Here is an 18,580-nt window from a genome sequence, read left to right on the forward strand (position 1 = left end):
CGCCACCAGCGGCGTATCATGGATCGCAGAGCGCTAGCAGAATGCGCGAGACTGCGGCCGGCATGCACTGGCCGCGGCGTTTCTCCACTGCCGTGGGACTTGATGATGAGCAAGCAAATTCCGGTACATGACGTCACCCCGCCTGCCAACAAAGGGAAGGATTCCGTCGACCTCTACGCCTCTCGCGAAAAAATCTACACCCGCGCCTTCACCGGCATCTTCCGCCGCTTGCGGATGGTCGGCGGGGCGGTGCTGTTCCTGCTCTACTTCGGTACCGTGTGGCTGAACTGGGGCGGCCATCAGGCCGTCTGGTGGAACCTGCCAGAGCGCAAGTTCTACATCTTCGGCGCCACCATCTGGCCCCAGGACTTCATCCTGCTGTCGGGCATTCTCATCGTCGCCGCCTTCGGCCTGTTCTTCATCACCGTGTTCGCCGGCCGCGTGTGGTGCGGCTACACCTGCCCGCAAAGCGTGTGGACATGGATCTTCATGTGGTGCGAAAAAGTCACCGAGGGGGACCGCAACCAGCGCATGAAGCTCGACCGCTCGCCCATGAGCGGCAACAAGTTCCTGCGCAAGTTCGCCAAGCACAGCCTGTGGCTGCTGATCGGCTTCGTCACCGGCATGACCTTCGTCGGCTACTTCTCGCCGATCCGCGAACTGCTCACTGAATTCTTCACAGGCCAAGCCGATGGCTGGGCCTATTTCTGGGTCGGTTTCTTCACCCTGGCCACCTACGGCAACGCCGGCTGGCTGCGCGAGCAGGTGTGCGTGTACATGTGCCCCTATGCGCGCTTCCAGAGCGTGATGTTCGACAAGGACACCCTGATCGTTTCCTACGACCCGCGCCGTGGCGAAACCCGTGGCCCGCGCAAGAAGGACATCGACTACAAGGCCAAGGGCCTGGGCGACTGCATCGACTGCACCATGTGCGTGCAGGTGTGCCCCACCGGCATCGACATCCGCGACGGCCTGCAGATCGAGTGCATCGGCTGCGCGGCGTGCATCGATGCCTGCGACAGCATCATGGACAAGATGAACTACCCCAAAGGGCTGATCAGCTACACCACCGAGCACAACCTCTCGGGGCAGAAGACCCACATGCTGCGCCCGCGCCTGATCGGCTATGCCGTGGTGCTGCTGGTGATGATCATCGCCCTGGGCACGGCATTCGCCACCCGCTCGCTGGTGGGCTTCGACGTCAGCAAGGACCGCGTGCTGTACCGCGAGAACGCCCAGGGCCGGATCGAGAACGTGTACAGCCTCAAGGTCATGAACAAGGACCAGCGAGACCACGTCTACGTGCTGGACGCCGCCGGCCTGCCCGACCTGCGCCTGGAAGGCCAGCGCGAAATCCGCGTGGCCGCCGGCGATATCGTCAGCCTGCCGGTGCAGTTGTCGATCGCCCCCGAGAAGCTGCCCTCGACCACCAACGAAATCACCTTCATCCTCAACAGCGCCGACGACAGCGCTGCCAAGGTCGAAGCCAAGAGCCGCTTCATCGGCCCACAGATCCGCTGACAGAGAGAACACCGACAATGCCTGCCGCCACCGCCGCCAGCCCCTGGTACAAGCACCTCTGGCCCTGGATCATCATCGGCATCCTGACCACCTCGGTGTGCCTGAGCCTGACCATGGTCAGCATTGCCGTGCACAACCCGGACAATCTGGTCAACGACAACTACTACGAAGCCGGCAAAGGCATCAACCGCTCGCTGGACCGTGAGCTGCTGGCCCAGACCCTCAACCTCAAGGCCAGCGTGCACCTGGACGAGCTGACCGGCGAGGTGGACGTGCGCCTGAGCGGCAACAGCGACCCACAGACCCTGGAGCTGAACCTGATCTCGCCAACCCAGCCGGACAAGGACCGCAAGGTGCTGCTCAGCCGGGTCGAGGCCGGGCGCTATGTCGGGCAAGTGGACGACAAGGTCGATGGCCGTCGCTTCGTTGAACTGCTGGGCAGCCAGGATGAGCACGTGTGGCGGTTGTTCGAGGAAGAGAAGGTCGAGCATGGCGTGACCTTGCAGCTGGGCGATGAAGCGCTGCAAGGTGCCGAACACCAACAGTAACCCGACATCATTCTCTGTGGGAGCGGGCTTGCCCGCGAATGCGTCAGACCTGAAAACATCATTGCCTGAACCATCGCATTCGCGGGCAAGCCCGCTCCCACAGGGATATTCATCTGCCCCACCAGCCGTGCTTGCCTTATGACTGAACCCACTCCCTGCTACCACTGCGCCCTGCCCGTCCCCAGCGGCAGCCGCTTCACCGCCGTGGTCCTCGGCGAACCGCGGCAGTTCTGCTGCCCGGGTTGCCAGGCGGTGGCCGAGTCCATCGTCGCCGGTGGCCTGGAGCACTACTACCAGCACCGCAGCGACAGCAGCGCCAACCCCGAAGCACTGCCCAGGCAGTTGCAGGACGAGCTGGCCCTGTACGACCGCAGCGATGTACAGCAGAACTTCGTCCGCCATGCCGGCGAGCTCGCCGAAACCACCCTGCTGGTCGAGGGCATCAGCTGCGCCGCCTGCGGCTGGTTGATCGAAAAGCACCTGCGCAATCTGCCCGGCGTCGCCGAAGCCCGCCTGAACCTGTCCAACCACCGCCTCCTGCTCAGCTGGGACGACCACCAGCTTGCGCTGTCCCGGCTGCTCGCCGAGCTGCGCCAGATCGGCTATGCCGCACACCCGTACCAGCCCGACCAGGCCGCCGAGCAGCTCGCCAGGGAGAACCGCAGCGCCCTGCGCCGCCTGGGCGTGGCCGGGCTGCTGTGGTTCCAGGCGATGATGGCGACCATGGCCACCTGGCCGGAATTCAACATCGACCTGTCACCGGAGCTGCACACCATCCTGCGCTGGGTGGCGCTGTTCCTGACCATACCCATCGTGTTCTACAGCTGCGCCCCGTTCTTCAAGGGCGCCGCACGCGACCTGCGCACCCGCCACCTGACCATGGACGTGTCGGTGTCGCTGGCCATCGGCCTGGCCTTCGGCGCCGGTATCTGGACCGCCGTGACGGGCAGCGGCGAGCTGTACTTCGATACCGTCGGCATGTTCGCCCTGTTCCTGCTCACTGGCCGCTACCTCGAGCGCCGCGCCCGTGAGCGCACCGCCGCAGCCACCGCGCAGCTGGTCAACCTGCTGCCAGCCTCATGCCTGCGCCTGGACGGCTACGGGCGGGCCGAACGCATCCTGCTCGGCGAACTGCAGCGCGGTGACACCGTGCAGGTGCTGCCCGGCGCAGTGATCCCGGCCGACGGGCGCATCGTCGAAGGCCGCTCCAGCATCGACGAATCGCTGCTGACCGGCGAGTACCTGCCACAGCCACGGCAGGCCGGTGAGCGTGTCACCGGCGGCACGCTGAACGTCGAGAGCACGCTGAACGTGGAAGTCGAAGCCCTCGGCCATGACTCGCGCCTGTCGGCCATCGTCCGCCTGCTGGAACGCGCGCAGACCGAAAAACCGCGGCTGGCGGAGATCGCCGACCGCGCCTCGCAGTACTTCCTGCTGTTCTCGCTGCTGGCCGCCGTGGCCATCGGCCTGTGGTGGTGGCACCTGGACCCGGTGCGGGCTTTCTGGATCGTCCTGGCCATGCTGGTGGCGACCTGCCCGTGCGCCCTGTCCCTGGCGACCCCGACCGCCCTCACCGCCGCCACGGGCACCCTGCACAAGCTCGGCCTGCTGGTGACCCGCGGCCATGTGCTGGAAGGCCTGAACCAGATCGACACGGTAATTTTCGACAAGACCGGCACCCTCACCGAAGGCCGCCTGACCCTGCGCAGCATCCGCCCGCTGGCGGCGCTGCCTGCCGACCGCTGCCTGGCCCTCGCCGCCGCCCTCGAGAACCGCTCCGAACACCCGATCGCCCGTGCCTTTGGCCGCACCGCAAGCCCCGCTGACGACGTCCAGACAATCCCGGGGCTCGGGCTCGAAGGCAAGGTCGACGGCCAGCCACTGCGCATCGGCCAGGCCACGTTCGTCTGTGCCCTGAGCGGCGCCGAAATCCCCGCCGTGCCGGAGCCTCGCGGCCAGTGGCTGCTGCTGGGCGACCGCCAGGGCCCGCTGGCCTGGTTCGGCCTCGACGATCGCCTGCGCGAGGATGCCCCGGCCCTGCTCGCCGCTTGCCAGGCACGTGGCTGGCGCACCTTGTTGCTGTCTGGCGACAGCTCGCCGATGGTCGCCGAAGTGGCCGCGCAACTGGGCATCGACCAGGCCATCGGCGGCCTGCGCCCGGACGACAAGCTGGACCGGCTCAAGGTGCTGCAGGCCTCCGGGCACAAGGTCCTGATGCTTGGCGACGGGGTCAACGACGTGCCGGTGCTGGCCGCCGCCGACATCAGCATCGCCATGGGCAGCGCCACCGACCTGGCTAAGACCTGCGCCGACGCGGTGCTGCTGTCCAACCGCCTGCAGGCGCTGGTACAGGCTTTCGACCTGGCCCGCCGCACCCGCCGCAACATCCTCGAGAACCTGCTCTGGGCGACCCTGTATAATGGCCTCATGTTGCCGTTTGCCGCGCTTGGCTGGATCACCCCGGTGTGGGCGGCGATCGGCATGTCGGTCAGTTCGCTGATCGTGGTGCTCAATGCGCTGCGCCTGACCCGCCTACCGGCGGCAGCGGGCTTGCCCGCGAACGACACAGCCGCTTACGGAAGGAAGTCGCCATGCCCGCGCTCTATGTGATGATCCCGGCCGCCCTGCTGCTGGTTGGCGTGGCCGTCTACATCTTCTTCTGGGCGGTGGACAGCGGCCAGTACGACGACCTCGAAAGCCCGGCCCACAGCATCCTGTTCGATGACCAGGATCCGCGCCACCAGGCCGCCGTCAAACCTGAAGAGACCCCAGCGCCAGACGACAAGGAAACGCCACCCCGTGCCTGACCTGCTTCCCCTGCTCGGCTCGGCACTGGTCCTCGGCCTGCTCGGCGGCGGCCATTGCCTGGGCATGTGCGGCGGCCTGATGGGCGCGCTGACCCTGGCCATCCCCGCGGAACAACGCAGCCGGCGCCTGCGCCTGCTGCTGGCCTACAACCTGGGGCGCATCCTCAGCTATGCCTGCGCCGGCCTGCTGCTGGGCCTGGCCGGCTGGGCGCTGGCCAGCAGCCCGGCGGCCATGGCCTTGCGCGTGGTGGCCGCGTTGCTGCTGATTGCCATGGGCCTGTACCTGGCCGGCTGGTGGAGCGGACTGACCCGCATCGAAGCACTGGGCCGCGGGCTGTGGCGGCATATCCAGCCCGTGGCCTCGCGCCTGATGCCGGTGTCCAGCATGCCCCGCGCCCTGCTGCTGGGGGCGCTGTGGGGCTGGTTGCCGTGCGGCCTGGTGTACAGCACCTTGCTGTGGGCCGCCAGCCAGGGCAACGCCGGCTACAGCGCAACGTTGATGCTGGCGTTCGGGCTGGGTACCTGGCCGATACTGCTGGCCACGGGGCTGGCGGCGGAGCGGGTAAACGCCTTGTTGAGGCGGCGCAGTGTGCGCATGGCCGGTGGTGTACTGGTGATCCTGTTTGGTATCTGGACCTTGCCTGGCCCTCACCAGCACTGGCTCATGGGCCATTGATGGGGCCGCGTTGCGGCCTGTGACGACCCTGTGGGAGCGGGCTTGCCCGCGAATGGGCTGCAAAGCAGCCCCTGCCTGCCTTGATACAAATCAACACAGTTTCCTACAGACGACCATAGACTCCGGACACTGCTGCATTATCCGGGGACCGCCCACATGCTCGACGACCTACGTTGGGATGCCGACCTGATCCGCCGCTACGATCTCGCCGGCCCGCGCTACACCTCCTACCCGACCGCCGTGCAACTGCACAGCGAGGTAGGCTCGTTCGACCTGCTCCACGCACTGCGCGAGAGCCGCCGGGCCGTGCGCCCGCTGTCGCTGTACGTGCACGTGCCGTTTTGCGCCAACATCTGCTACTACTGCGCCTGCAACAAGGTCATCACCAAGGACCGCGGCCGCGCCGCGCCTTACCTGCAGCGCCTGGAGCAGGAGGTTCAGCTGATCGCCTGCCACCTGGACCCTAAACAGCGTGTTGAGCAACTGCATTTCGGCGGCGGTACGCCGACTTTCCTCAGCCACGTGGAACTGCGCCAGCTGATGGCCACCCTGCGCCAGCACTTCAACCTGCTGGAGGACGACTCCGGTGACTACGGCATCGAGATCGACCCGCGCGAAGCCGACTGGTCGACCATGGGCCTGCTCCGCGAACTGGGCTTCAACCGCGTCAGCCTCGGCGTGCAGGACCTCGACCCGGCCGTGCAGCGTGCAGTCAACCGCCTGCAGAGCCTGGAGCAGACGCGCACCTTGATCGAGGCAGCACGCACCCTGCAATTTCGCTCGGTCAACCTCGACCTGATCTACGGCCTGCCCAGACAGACCGTGGAAGGCTTCGCCCGCACTGTCGACGAAGTGATCCGCCTGCAACCCGACCGCCTCTCGGTGTTCAACTACGCCCACCTGCCCGAGCGCTTCATGCCGCAGCGGCGCATCGACAGCAACGAGCTGCCGGCCCCGGCGGTAAAGCTGGAGATGTTGCATAACACCATCGAGCAACTGACCGCCGCCGGCTACCGCTACATCGGCATGGACCATTTCGCCCTGCCCGACGACGAGCTGGCGATCGCCCAGGAGGAAGGCACCCTGCAGCGCAACTTCCAGGGCTACACCACCCACGGCCATTGCGACCTGATCGGCCTGGGGGTATCGGCGATCAGCCAGATCGGCGACCTGTACTGCCAGAACAGCAGCGACCTCAATACCTACCAGGACACCTTGTCCAACGCCCAGCTGGCAACCCAGCGCGGGCTGGTCTGCAACCAGGACGACCGCCTGCGCCGGGCAGTGATCCAGCAACTGATCTGCCATTTCGAACTGGACTTCGAGCCGATCGAGGAGGCCTTTACCATCGATTTCCGTGGGTATTTCAACGATCTCTGGCCAGAATTGCAGCGCATGCAGCGCGACGGCCTGATCAGCCTCGACCACAAGGGCATCCGCATCCTGCCGGCAGGGCGCTTGCTGGCGCGTTCGGTGTGCATGGTGTTCGACGCCTACCTGGCGATGCACAACCGCCAGCGTTTCTCCCGGGTGATCTGAACGGCGAGTCGATCAACCGCATGGACAACCCTGCCTGCCAGGCACACTATGGGCACACAAGGACTCCCGGCACTGACCCTGCCGGGGTTACGCCAGTTCGCACCATCCTAGCGGACACTGGCCTACACCCGCTGTCGTGAGTTACCCTTACGACTTATGTGTGCTTTCCCACAAGGATCGATTCAAATGTCCGAGCCAGTCAAACTGCGCGCTCACAACCAGGCCCATTGCAAGGACTGCAGCCTGGCCCCCCTGTGCCTGCCTCTTTCGCTCAACCTGGAAGACATGGATGCACTGGATGAAATCGTCAAGCGCGGGCGCCCGCTGAAGAAAGGCGAGTTCCTGTTCCGCCAGGGCGACAATTTTGGCTCGGTTTACGCCGTACGTTCCGGCGCCCTCAAGACCTTCAGCCTGAGCGACAGCGGCGAAGAACAGATCACCGGCTTCCACCTGCCCAGCGAGCTGGTCGGCCTGTCCGGCATGGACACCGAGGCCTACCCGGTGTCGGCCCAGGCCCAGGAAACCACCTCGGTCTGTGAAATCCCCTTCGAGCGCCTCGATGAGCTCTCGGTACAGCTGCCACAGCTGCGTCGCCAGCTGATGCGGGTGATGAGCCGGGAAATCCGCGACGACCAGCAGATGATGCTGCTGCTGTCGAAGAAGACCGCCGACGAACGCATCGCCACCTTCCTGGTCAACCTGTCCGCGCGCTTTCGCGCCCGCGGCTACTCGGCCAACCAGTTCCGCCTGAGCATGTCGCGCAACGAGATCGGCAACTACCTGGGGCTGGCGGTGGAGACCGTGTCGCGGGTGTTCACCCGCTTCCAGCAAAACGGCCTGATCCGCGCCGAAGGCAAGGAAGTGCATATCCTCGACCCGATCCAGCTGTGCGCGCTGGCCGGCGGTGCAATCGAGGCCTGAGGCCAGCGTTTAGCGGGTATACTTGGGCATTCGTTTTCCCAGGATACCCGCAACAATGCACAGCGACGCCTTCGACCTCAAAGCCCTGATCCGCCCGGTAGTGGACTTCCCCAAGCCCGGCGTGATCTTCCGCGACATCACCCCGCTGTTCCAGTCGCCGCGCGGGCTGCGCTATGTGGCCGACCAGTTCATCGAGCGCTACGTCGAGGCTGAGTTCAGCCACATCGGCGCCATGGACGCGCGTGGTTTCCTGATCGGCTCGATCATCGCCCACCAGCTGAACAAGCCGCTGATCCTGTTCCGCAAACAAGGCAAGCTGCCGGCTGACGTATTGAGCGAGGGTTACCAGACCGAATACGGCGAGGCCTTCCTGGAAGTGCATGCCGACAGCCTGTGCGAAGGCGATTCGGTGCTGATCTTCGATGACCTGATTGCCACCGGTGGCACCCTGCTGGCCGCAGCCAACCTGGTGCGTCGCACCGGGGCACAGGTGTTCGAAGCGGCGGCGATCATCGACCTGCCCGAGCTGGATGGCTCGCGCCGGCTGCAGGCGGCCGGGGTGCCGACCTTCTGCCTGACCGAGTTTTCCCTGAGCGAATACTGATTGCTGCCGGGGGCGCTTTGCGCCCCATTCGCGGGCACGCCCGCTCCCACAGGATTACCGCAGGCCTGAGGGCAACACTGTACCTGTGGGAGCGGGCGTGCCCGCGAATGGGCTGCGACGCAGCCCCGCGAAATTACAGAGAGATTGGCTTGCGCCCGGCAAAAGCATGAGCCAAAGTGCCGCCATCGACCAGCTCCAGCTCCCCACCCAGCGGCACGCCATGGGCGATCCGCGACGCCACCACGCCTTTTTCGGCCAGCAACTGGGCGATGTAATGCGCCGTGGCCTCCCCTTCCACGGTCGGGTTGGTCGCCAGTATCACTTCGGTGATACTGCCCTGCTCCTCGATCCGCGCCATCAGCTGCGGCACGCCGATCGCCTCAGGCCCCAGGCCATCGAGCGGCGACAAGTGCCCCTTGAGCACGAAGTAGCGCCCGCGGTAGCCGGTCTGCTCCACCGCATACACGTCCATCGGCCCTTCCACCACGCACAGCTGCGTGTCGTCACGACGCGGGTCGCTGCACTGCGGGCACAGCTCCTGCTCGGTCAGGGTACGGCACTGGCGGCAATGGCCAACGCCCTCCATGGCCTGGCTCAGGGCCTGAGCCAGGCGGGTGCCGCCGCTGCGGTCACGCTCCAGCAGTTGCAGGGCCATGCGCTGGGCGGTTTTCTGGCCGACGCCGGGCAAGATGCGCAAGGCATCGATCAATTGGCGGATCAGGGGGCTGAAGCTCATGTATACAGGCCTGCAAATTCAGGAAACACAATGAACAAGGGAGCAACGACCGCATGGCCGTTACTCCCCATTTTGAAGCGAAGACCGATCAGAACGGCATCTTGAAGCCTGGTGGCAGCTGCATGCCAGCGGTCATGCCGCCCATTTTTTCCTGGCTGTTCTGCTCGATCTTGCGCACGGCGTCGTTCAGCGCAGCGGCGATCAGGTCTTCCAGCACTTCCTTGTCGTCCTCATCGGTCGACATCAGGCTCTGGTCGATGCTGACACGCTTGACGTCGTGACGACCGGTCATCACCACGCTCACCAGGCCGCCACCGGACTGGCCGGTGACTTCGGCGTTGGCCAGCTCTTCCTGCATCTTCTGCATCTTTTCCTGCATCTGCTGGGCCTGCTTCATCAGGCCGGCCATGCCACCTTTCATCATGGGGGTATACCTCGATTGGGTCATGTGATGCGGCCCTGCACGGGGCCGGCCGCATGGTTATCGGTTATTGGCCCTGGCTGACCAGAGCGTCTACAGGCTCAATAGTATCCTGTCGCACCTTGGCACCGAACTGCTTGATCATCTGCTGGATGAGCGGATCCTGCTCGATGGCGGTCACGGCATCCTGCTGACGCTCGGCACGTTTGCGCGCAGCGGCCTGCGCCGGGGTTTCCTGCTCCGGCAGGACCAGCTCGATGCGCAGGTTCAGCGTGCGCCCCAGGTGCTGATTGAGGGCCTCGTTCAGCCGGCGTTGCTGGGTGGTGTTGAACAGCGCGCCCTGGCCCGGGTCCAGGTGCAGCAGCCAGTCGTCACCATCAGCCGCGATCAGCGTACAGTTTGCTGCGATGTTGCCTGTCATCCCAGTTACAGGCAACTGTGGGAATAATTCCAGCCATTGCAGAGCCAGCCCTGTCGCAGGCTTGGCAGCCGGCAACGGCTGGGGCGCGGCGACCGGCTTTTCTTCCTGGACGTGCTCTGCGAGCTCGTCGAGATAGCTGAAGCCTACCGGGTCGCTTTCACCACCGTAATAGTCTTCATCCATGGGCGGCTCGTCGTCGCGGTCCATGCCCGCGGCAGCGTAGGCGGACGGGTCGAAGGGCGGCTCGTCGTAGGCTGGCGGGGCTTTCTGCGAAACGGCAACCGGGGCTGGAGCCAGCACAGGCTCGGGCTCGGGCTCGGACGCAGGCGCCGCAGCGCGCTCCTCCCAGGGCAGGTCGATGACCTCTTCCACCACCGCCGGCTCAGGCGCGACGACTTCGGGCGCAGGTTCAGGTTCAGGTTCTGGCTGCGGTGCCGGGGCCGCCTCCACAACCGCTTCGACCTCGGCCTGCGGGGCAGGCACCAGCGCCTCAGGCTGCGCCACCGCAACGACAGGCGCCTCGACCACAACGGCTGGCGCTGCCACCGGGGTTGCCGGATCAGCTGTGGCCTGGCTGATCCCCACTGGCTTTAGCACCGGCTTCGGCGCATCGTCGGTATCTGCCGGGCGGAACGCCAGCATCCGCAACAGGACCATTTCGAACCCGCCCCGCGGGTCCGGCGCCAACGGCAGGTCGCGACGGCCGATCAGGCCCATCTGGTAATAGAACTGCACGTCTTCGGCCGGCAATGCCGAGGCCAGCGCCAGCACCCGGTCGCGATCGCCCTGGCCGTTGTCCACCGCCTCGGGCAGCGCCTGGGCGATGGCCACGCGGTGCAGCACATTGAGCATTTCGGCCAGCACACCGCTCCAGTCCGGCCCCTGCTCGGCCAGGTTGCGCACGGCTTCGAGCAGCGCCCGCGCATCCCCTTCGAGCAGCGCCTGCAGCACGCCATAAACCTGGCCGTGATCGAGGCTGCCGAGCATGGCCCGCACATCGGCTGCCAATACCTTGCCCTCGCCAAAGGCGATGGCCTGGTCGGTGAGGCTCATGGCGTCACGCATCGAACCATCGGCAGCACGGCCGAGCAGCCACAGGGCATCCGCCTCGAACGGCACGTTTTCGGCCTGCAGCACATGGCTCAGGTGCTCGACTACCCGCTCCGGGCTCATGTTCTTCAGCGAGAACTGCAGGCAGCGCGAGAGGATGGTGGCCGGCAGCTTCTGCGGGTCGGTGGTGGCAAGGATGAACTTGACGTAGGGCGGCGGCTCTTCCAGCGTCTTGAGCAAGGCGTTGAACGAGTGGGTGGAGAGCATGTGCACTTCGTCGATCAGGTAGACCTTGAAGCGCCCACGGCTCGGCGCGTACTGCACGTTGTCGAGCAGTTCGCGGGTGTCCTCGACCTTGGTGCGGCTGGCGGCGTCGATCTCGATCAGGTCGACGAAACGGCCTTCGTCGATCTCCCGGCACACCGAGCAGGTACCACAGGGCGTGGAGGTAATGCCGGTTTCGCAGTTGAGGCATTTGGCGATGATTCGCGCAATGGTAGTCTTGCCCACACCCCGGGTACCTGTGAACAGGTAGGCGTGGTGCAGGCGCTGGTTGTCCAAGGCATTGATCAAGGCCTTGAGCACATGGGTCTGGCCGACCATTTCGCGGAACGAGCGCGGACGCCATTTACGTGCAAGAACCTGATAACTCATCGAAAAACCATCGCAGCCTGATCGAGCGGAAGATCGCTAATGCTAGCGGAGCGGGGGCAAAATTGCACCCTGCACGCTTCGTCTAAGCTAAGCAACTGGCGCGCTGTTCAAGGAGGATGTGCATTGCGAAGACTGTTGGCCCTGCTATTGCTCTGGACCACCCACAGCCTGGCGGAGCAACCGGTGCTGCGTTTTTCCGTTGCCGAGAGCTGGAGCATGCCGCTGGTGCGGCTCGAAGGCGACCAGCCGGTGGAGGGCCTGGTATTCGACCTTATCGAGGAACTGGCGCGAGAAGCCGGCGTGCGCCCGGAATACCACGTGATGGCCCGCCTGCGCCTGCAACAGGCAATGGACGCTGGCGATATCGATGTGCGCTGCTATGTGAGCAGCCAGTGGTTCAATGATCGGCCGGGGAATTTCGTCTGGAGCATTCCACTGATTCAGCAGCGCGACGTGCTGGTCGGGCGCCCTGGCGACAGCGCCCCTACCCGGCCCGAGCAGCTGCCACCCCAGGCGATCGGCACGGTGCTGGGGTATGCCTACGGTACGCTTGAGCCGTTGTTTGCCCAAGGTCGCTTGCTGCGGGAGGACAGCCGCAGCCAGGAATTGGCGCTGCAGAAGCTGCAGATCGGGCGCTACCAGCACGCAGTGAGCAATGAGCTGTCGCTGCAGTGGTTCAATCAAGGATTGCCAGCCGGGCAACGGCTGCAAGTGCAGGCAGTGCTGGAGGAACAGGCGCTGGGGTGCATGGTGAGGAATGATCCGGCGATACCGACCCAAGGGGTTTTGCGCGCCCTGGTGCGGATGAAGCAGTCAGGGGAGATTGAGCGGATAGTGCGGCGGTATGGGGCGACGGGGTATTCGGGAGAGGTATTAGGGGTTCGGCCTTGAGGCGGGGCTAGAAAGGGCTGACTGGGGAATGCGAGAAGGCCGCAAGCTGTTGTTGTGGCAAGCACTTGGCGGCCCTCACACAATCACTTCTGCTCCATAGCCGCCACCAGCGCATCCGCCTGCCCACAGGCAATCTGCATCGCCCGCAGGCCATGCTGAAGCAATTGCCTCGTCTCTTCATCTTCGATCCGCTCCAGCGCCCGTCGACTATCGCTGTAGGCGAACATCAGATAATGGGAGACGTTCATCAGCACGTAATCCATAGGGACGATGCCCTCGCTGATGGCGCGAGACAGGACCTTGCCTGGCTGCGGATCGAGGTTGAAGGGTGGATCTGGAACAATCTTTTTCATAGGTCACCGTACCGAGTTGATGCCCCCTTTTCGCTTCCACGCGAAAGGGTGACAGTTGTACGCGGGGTGGAAGACCAGGGTACGGCGAGCCCGGCAGGCTTGAGAGCCTCCCGCGCACAACTGTCATAACGACATCCGCCACACCGCTGGGCTTCCACACCCGATCGCTGAACCGACAGCGACCACAAAAGGCTAAAGGGCGGGCTTCCCAGGGACAATCAGACGGGTGGCGACAGGTTGCGTAGGATAATTCTTCGACAAATAAATGCGCGTAGGAGATTTCTCTTCTTATTGAAGGAGTATTCCAGGCGCACGCCACAGCCCTTGAAATACCGGAAATTTAAAGCCACCGAGACGACAACATCCGAAGCGAACCCTTTCCCCAACAGGAACAGAACAATATTTGCTGCACAGGCGTGCTCGCTATCGCACAAGGAAAATCAGGAGCGAGTCTCCCTGGCAAGCGCTGCTGCCTCTCGACCTCGCGGCAGGCCCCGCAGCCAGTGGCCGCAGAAGAAAATCATGATGCCGGTCAAAATCAGGCAGATGGCCAGCCATTGCCCGGTGCTCATCCGCTCGTCAAAGAAAAGCCAGGAAGTGGCAAGGCCCGATACCGGTATCAGCAACGACAAGGGCGCGACGTGGGTCGCCGGGTATTTCTTCATCAGGTTGTTCCACACGCGATAACCCAGAATGGTCGTGACCAGGCTCTGGAACAGCACGGAAAACACGGTTTGCCACGCCAGGCCACCGGCAAGGGTCTCGAATGCCGCCCATCCTTGCGAGGCAAGCGTGAGGATCACAATGACCGGCAGCGAGTACAAACTGGACCAGACGATGAAGGCCGTCATCTGGCCAGGGCGCTTGAGCTTGATCAACAGGTTGCACAACGCCCAGGCGAGCGCGGCAAGCAGCACCAGCAGCAGACCGCCCACCGTTGACGACTGGCTGCTCGCCAACAGCATCACGCCCAGCCCGCATGCCGCGAAAACCATGCCCCAGGCATGAGCCGCAGTGATACGTTCGCGCAGAAAGACGGCACTCAGCAGGATGGTGAAAAATGCACTGAACTGCAGGAACACCGAGGACATGCCCGGGCTCAAGCCTTGGTGCATGGCAAGATTGACCACCCACCAGATACCCACGGCGAACAGCACGCCATAGACCGCCATGGCAGCCACTGAAACACCTGCCGGACGCCTGATGAAAAACACCAGCGGCACCGCACAGAAGGTGAAGCGTAACAACGTCAACAAATAGGGATCAAGCTCGCGCAAGCCCAGCTCGATGACACCGTAGTTGCCCCCCCACAGGACCGTCACCAGAAGGCCAACGGTCAAATCGCGCCTGCTCATTTTCATGCCTGCTCTCCAAGATCAGCAGGCACCACTCTATTTTTGTCAGAGCCAGGTAGATGTAGGCGCGCTCGTCGCTGCCTGTGAGAAAAGCTTCTCGGCCTGAACACAAGCGCTCATGCCGCATCGCATCCTTCAATGCGTGGGATTTTCACGGGTGATGAGTTTGGGACAGACAAGACGCGGGATTTTCATACCCCGGAAATGGAGGCGGCCCCACCAGCCACACCCCGGCACTCGATGTTCCCGCTATGGCTGCTCCCTTCCGGGCCTGACCAGGTTAACGGGTAATCAATGCGGGGGGACCGATGGGGCCACCACTACGCGGCTCGCCAAGCAGCGAGCCGCGCCATTGTACCGGTCTGGGGCGAAGATACAACCTCTGTGCAAGAAAAAGTCATCATTTCTCAATGACTTGTCCGGGGTCAGGCTGATCGGGCCCTGGCACAGGGCTCATGTAGGATCAGACAGTGAGGCCATGCCCTGCCAGGAAGGTGACGAAGGCTTCCTCATCCAGCACCTTCACACCAAGCTCACTGGCCTTGGCCAGCTTCGAGCCGGCGCCAGGGCCAGCCACCACACAGTGGGTCTTGCCAGAGACCGAACCGGCCACCTTGGCGCCCAGCCCTTCCAGCTTCTCCTTGGCGATGTCACGGCTGAAGCGCTCCAGGGACCCTGTCAGCACCCAGGTCTGGCCGGCGAGTGGCAGGCCTTCAGCGACCTTCTTCTCGCTGCTCCAGTGCATGCCGAAGGCCAACAGCTGCGCCTCGATAGCACGGGCCAGCTGTTGGTTGGCCTCATCCTTGAAGAACTCACGCACGGCTTCGGCCTGTTTTGCCGCCAGCGCCTGGCGCAGGTCGATGCCGTCAGCGGCAATGATCTTGTCCAGGCTGTCGAGCTTGGCCACCAGCTTCTCGGCACCGGTCGGGCCGACCGAGGGGATATCCAGCTTGGCGATCATGCCGGCAAGGGTCGTGCTGGCGGCGAACTCTGCCGCCAGTTCACCTTCATCCTGCAACTGCATGCCACTGGCCAGCAACTGCTCGATGACCTTGCGGTTGTGCTCGTCCTCGAAGAAGTTGTGGATCTCGTAGGCGACTTCCAGGCCGATGTCCGGCAGGTAGGTCAGCACCTGCGGCAGCGCCTGCTGCACACGGGCCAGGCTGCCCAGCGAGCGGGCCAGGACCTTGGCGGTCTCCTCGCCGACATCCGGAATGCCCAAGGCATAGATGAAGCGCGCCAGGCTCGGGCGCTTGCTGGCCTCGATGGCGTCCAGCAGCTTCTTGCTGGAGACCTCGGCAAAGCCCTCCAGACCGACGATCTGATCGAACTCCAGCTTGTACAAGTCTGCCGGCGAGCTGATCAGCCCTTCATCCACCAGCTGCTCGACGCTCTTCTCGCCCAGGCCATCGATGTCCATGGCGCGGCGCGAAACATAGTGAATGATCGCCTGCTTGAGCTGGGCAGCGCAGGCCAGGCGGCCGACGCAGCGGTACACCGCACCTTCGCTGGTGGTTTCCTTGCCTTTGCTGCGTTTGACCAACTGGGTACGCTCGACCTGCGAGCCACAGACCGGGCATGCGCTCGGCACCTGCACCGGGCGGGCATCTTCGGGGCGGCGCTCGAGCACCACCTGCATGACCTGTGGGATCACGTCACCGGCACGGCGGATGATCACCGTGTCACCGATACGCAGCCCCAGCCGGGCGATTTCGTCCATGTTGTGCAGGGTGGCATTGGACACCGTCACGCCGGCCACCTTGACCGGCTTCAGGCGCGCCACGGGCGTGACCGCACCGGTACGGCCGACCTGAAATTCCACGTCCAGCACTTCGGTGAGCTCTTCCATGGCCGGGAACTTGTGGGCAATGGCCCAGCGTGGCTCACGTGCGCGGAAACCCAGCTCACGCTGGGCAGCCAGGCTGTTGACCTTGAACACCACGCCATCGATCTCGTACGGCAGGCTGTTGCGCCGCTCGCCAATATCGCGGTAGTAGGCCAGGCACTCTTCGATACCGGCCGCATGCTTGAGCTCGCGGCTGATCGGCAGGCCCCACTGCTTGAGCTGCTCGAGGATGCCGATATGGCTTTCACCGATGCTTTCGGAGACCTGCCCAACGCCGTAGCAGCAGAATTCCAGCGGGCGGCTGGCGGTGATCTTCGAATCCAGCTGGCGCAGGCTGCCGGCAGCGGCGTTGCGCGGGTTGGCGAAGGTCTTGCCACCGGCCTCGGCCTGGGCGGCGTTGAGGCGGTCGAAACCGGCCTTGCTCATGTACACCTCGCCCCGTACCTCAAGCACTGCTGGCCAGCCTTCGCCCTGCAGCTTCAGCGGGATGTTGCGCACGGTACGCACGTTGGCGCTGATGTCTTCGCCGGTGGTGCCGTCGCCACGGGTGGCGCCCTGCACCAACTGGCCGTCACGGTAGAGCAAGCTCACCGCCAGGCCATCGAGCTTCGGCTCGCAGCTGAAGTCCACCTCCCCGGGCTGATCGAGGCCATCGACCACGCGGCGGCCGAACTCGCGCAGGTCGGCCTCCTCGAAGGCGTTGCCCAGGCTGAGCATCGGCACTTCATGACGCACCTGACTGAAGGCGGCCAAGGCCGCGCCGCCGACACGCTGGGTGGGCGAATCGGGGGTGACCAGGTGCGGGTGCTCGGCTTCAAGTGCCTTGAGCTCATTGAACAGGCGGTCGTATTCAGCATCAGGCACGCTCGGCTCGTCGAGCACGTAGTAGCGGTAGTTGTGCTGGTCGAGCTCGGCGCGCAGTTCGTGGATTCGGGTTTCGGCAGTCATGGTTCAGGGTCTCTTGCAAAGCAAAAAGAGCAGCCTGGAGGGGTGCATGGGGCTAAAGAGTCTGACTACCTGTACCGGCCCTTTCGCGGGCAAGCCCGCTCCCACAGGTACACCACTGCCCTTGAGGCTTGTGGCGTACCTGTGGGAGCGGGCTTGCCCGCGAAAGGGCCGGCACAGACGACAACGAGTCTTGAACCGGCCAGCATGCCCACAGGCTGCTCTTTCGTCTGGATCTATCAGCGTTTCTGGGTCAGCGCACGGCGCTCGAACTCGACGATACGCTGGCGGTAGTGCTCGATGGTCTGGGCGGTCAGCACGCTGCGCTGGTCGTCCTTCAGTTCGCCATTGAGCTCGTGGGCCAGCTTGCGCGCCGCCGCCACCATCACGTCGAAGGCCTGCTTCGGATGACGCGGGCCTGGCAGGCCGAGGAAGAAGCTCACGGCACGGGTGCTGAAGTGGTCGATGTCGTCCAGGTCGAAGATGCCCGGCTTGACCGCGTTGGCCATGGAGAACAGCACTTCACCGTGACCGGCCATGCTTTCGTGGCGATGGAAGATATCCATTTCGCCGAAACGCAGGCCGCTTTCAAGGATGTTCTGCAGCAGGGCCGGCCCTTTGAAGCCGCCCTCGTCGCGGGAAATGACGCTGATCACCAGTACTTCTTCGACTGGTGGCAGCTCCTTGGCTGCGTTGCCGCTGGCAGCAAAGCCGTTGTTACGGGTGTTGTCGGCGGCGAAATCTTCGTCGGCATCGGCGAACAGGTCGGGCTCGCGCGGTTCGGCAGCCAGGTTCAGGTCGCCCTGCTGCTGCGCTTCGGCCGCACGTTTACCGCGCTTGCTGGCCTTGGCCGGCTTCGCTTCACGCTCACGTTCGCGCTCACGCGCTGGCGCACTGACCGACGGCAGGTCGGTTTCGTCCAGTTCAGGCTCCTTCTGGGTTTCCAGCACCCGCGACGGGCCGAGCACTTCAGCGCTGCCCTCCTCGTCCGGCAGGTTGGAGTAACTGCGATCCAGACGGAATTTCAGCTTGCCTTTTCCGCCGCGCATGCGGCGCCAGCCGTCGAAAAGAATACCGGCGATGACTATGACGCCGATGACGATCAGCCACTCGCGCAGACCGATTTCCATGTAATCCCGTGCCTCTATAAAAATATGCTTGAAAACAAAGGGTTCAAAGCCCTTTAACACGTGGCGCCAACTCTATGTTCTGACAGGCGTTTTACCCACGCAAAAAACGAGTGACATTAAGCTAGCACGACCAAAGACAACTTTACACCGTCTGTCGCACAT

The 18,580-nt window shown here is 64.1% G+C and carries 16 protein-coding genes and 1 other RNA gene; 9 read left to right on the forward strand and 8 right to left on the reverse strand.

Annotated elements, in window-relative coordinates; translation table 11 throughout:
• Window positions 1-105 precede the first annotated feature (105 nt).
• The 8 genes from ccoG to CAF78_RS00290 all read left to right on the forward strand — a co-directional run bounded on the left by ccoG (window position 106) and on the right by CAF78_RS00290 (window position 8,616).
• A complete protein-coding gene (gene ccoG / locus CAF78_RS00255) occupies window positions 106-1,521 on the forward strand; it encodes a cytochrome c oxidase accessory protein CcoG (protein ID WP_085677874.1) in 1,416 nt (471 codons plus the stop codon).
• 17 nt (window positions 1,522-1,538) lie between these two features.
• Entirely contained in the window at window positions 1,539-2,069 is a 531-nt protein-coding gene (locus tag CAF78_RS00260; RefSeq protein ID WP_085677873.1) for a FixH family protein, read from the forward strand.
• Between the two features lie 138 nt (window positions 2,070-2,207).
• Window positions 2,208-4,679: a heavy metal translocating P-type ATPase gene (locus CAF78_RS00265; protein WP_085677872.1), complete on the forward strand. Its 2,472-nt coding sequence runs from the start codon at window positions 2,208-2,210 to the stop codon at window positions 4,677-4,679.
• Complete coding sequence (ccoS, locus tag CAF78_RS00270; RefSeq protein WP_085677871.1) at window positions 4,661-4,876, forward strand: cbb3-type cytochrome oxidase assembly protein CcoS; 216 nt, start codon at window positions 4,661-4,663, stop codon at window positions 4,874-4,876. Before CAF78_RS00265 ends, ccoS begins: the two co-directional genes overlap by 19 nt.
• Complete coding sequence (locus tag CAF78_RS00275; RefSeq protein WP_085677870.1) at window positions 4,869-5,552, forward strand: sulfite exporter TauE/SafE family protein; 684 nt, start codon at window positions 4,869-4,871, stop codon at window positions 5,550-5,552. The genes ccoS and CAF78_RS00275 overlap by 8 nt, the downstream gene beginning before the upstream one ends.
• A 156-nt stretch (window positions 5,553-5,708) precedes the next feature.
• Complete coding sequence (gene hemN / locus CAF78_RS00280) at window positions 5,709-7,091, forward strand: oxygen-independent coproporphyrinogen III oxidase (RefSeq protein WP_085677869.1); 1,383 nt, start codon at window positions 5,709-5,711, stop codon at window positions 7,089-7,091.
• Between the two features lie 186 nt (window positions 7,092-7,277).
• A complete protein-coding gene (gene fnrA / locus CAF78_RS00285) occupies window positions 7,278-8,012 on the forward strand; it encodes a Crp/Fnr family transcriptional regulator FnrA (RefSeq protein ID WP_060508220.1) in 735 nt (244 codons plus the stop codon).
• Window positions 8,013-8,067: 55 nt separating this feature from the next.
• A complete protein-coding gene (locus CAF78_RS00290) occupies window positions 8,068-8,616 on the forward strand; it encodes an adenine phosphoribosyltransferase (protein ID WP_009683910.1) in 549 nt (182 codons plus the stop codon).
• A gap of 133 nt (window positions 8,617-8,749) precedes the next feature.
• Here CAF78_RS00290 and recR read toward each other — a convergent pair whose 3' ends face one another.
• From recR to dnaX, 3 genes are all read right to left on the reverse strand, one after another.
• On the reverse strand, window positions 8,750-9,352 hold the full coding sequence (recR, locus tag CAF78_RS00295; RefSeq protein ID WP_085677868.1) for a recombination mediator RecR: 603 nt from the start codon (window positions 9,350-9,352) through the stop codon (window positions 8,750-8,752).
• Between the two features lie 88 nt (window positions 9,353-9,440).
• Window positions 9,441-9,776 (reverse strand): YbaB/EbfC family nucleoid-associated protein, encoded by a 336-nt coding sequence (locus CAF78_RS00300; protein WP_056801432.1) that lies wholly within the window; start codon window positions 9,774-9,776, stop codon window positions 9,441-9,443.
• A 64-nt stretch (window positions 9,777-9,840) separates the two neighbouring features.
• Window positions 9,841-11,898, reverse strand: a complete 2,058-nt coding sequence (dnaX, locus tag CAF78_RS00305; RefSeq protein ID WP_085677867.1) for a DNA polymerase III subunit gamma/tau — start codon at window positions 11,896-11,898, stop codon at window positions 9,841-9,843.
• 123 nt (window positions 11,899-12,021) lie between these two features.
• Between dnaX and CAF78_RS00310 the strand changes: the two genes are divergently transcribed.
• Window positions 12,022-12,789, forward strand: a complete 768-nt coding sequence (locus CAF78_RS00310; protein WP_085677866.1) for an ABC transporter substrate-binding protein — start codon at window positions 12,022-12,024, stop codon at window positions 12,787-12,789.
• An 83-nt stretch (window positions 12,790-12,872) separates the two neighbouring features.
• Here CAF78_RS00310 and CAF78_RS00315 read toward each other — a convergent pair whose 3' ends face one another.
• The 5 genes from CAF78_RS00315 to zipA form a co-directional block, all read right to left on the reverse strand.
• On the reverse strand, window positions 12,873-13,142 hold the full coding sequence (locus CAF78_RS00315) for a hypothetical protein (protein ID WP_085677865.1): 270 nt from the start codon (window positions 13,140-13,142) through the stop codon (window positions 12,873-12,875).
• A 440-nt stretch (window positions 13,143-13,582) separates the two neighbouring features.
• On the reverse strand, window positions 13,583-14,503 hold the full coding sequence (locus tag CAF78_RS00320; RefSeq protein ID WP_085677864.1) for an EamA family transporter: 921 nt from the start codon (window positions 14,501-14,503) through the stop codon (window positions 13,583-13,585).
• A gap of 208 nt (window positions 14,504-14,711) precedes the next feature.
• Window positions 14,712-14,808, reverse strand: an RNA gene (gene ffs / locus CAF78_RS00325) — signal recognition particle sRNA small type.
• 152 nt (window positions 14,809-14,960) lie between these two features.
• Window positions 14,961-17,291 carry an NAD-dependent DNA ligase LigA gene (gene ligA, locus CAF78_RS00330; protein ID WP_085677863.1) on the reverse strand — a complete coding sequence of 777 codons (2,331 nt, stop codon included), beginning with the start codon at window positions 17,289-17,291 and terminating at the stop codon, window positions 14,961-14,963.
• Between the two features lie 236 nt (window positions 17,292-17,527).
• Window positions 17,528-18,418 carry a cell division protein ZipA gene (gene zipA, locus CAF78_RS00335; RefSeq protein WP_085677862.1) on the reverse strand — a complete coding sequence of 297 codons (891 nt, stop codon included), beginning with the start codon at window positions 18,416-18,418 and terminating at the stop codon, window positions 17,528-17,530.
• Between the last annotated feature and the right edge of the window lie 162 nt (window positions 18,419-18,580).

It is taken from the genome of Pseudomonas sp. R28(2017) (assembly GCF_002112505.1).
In the GTDB taxonomy this organism is placed as follows: domain Bacteria; phylum Pseudomonadota; class Gammaproteobacteria; order Pseudomonadales; family Pseudomonadaceae; genus Aquipseudomonas.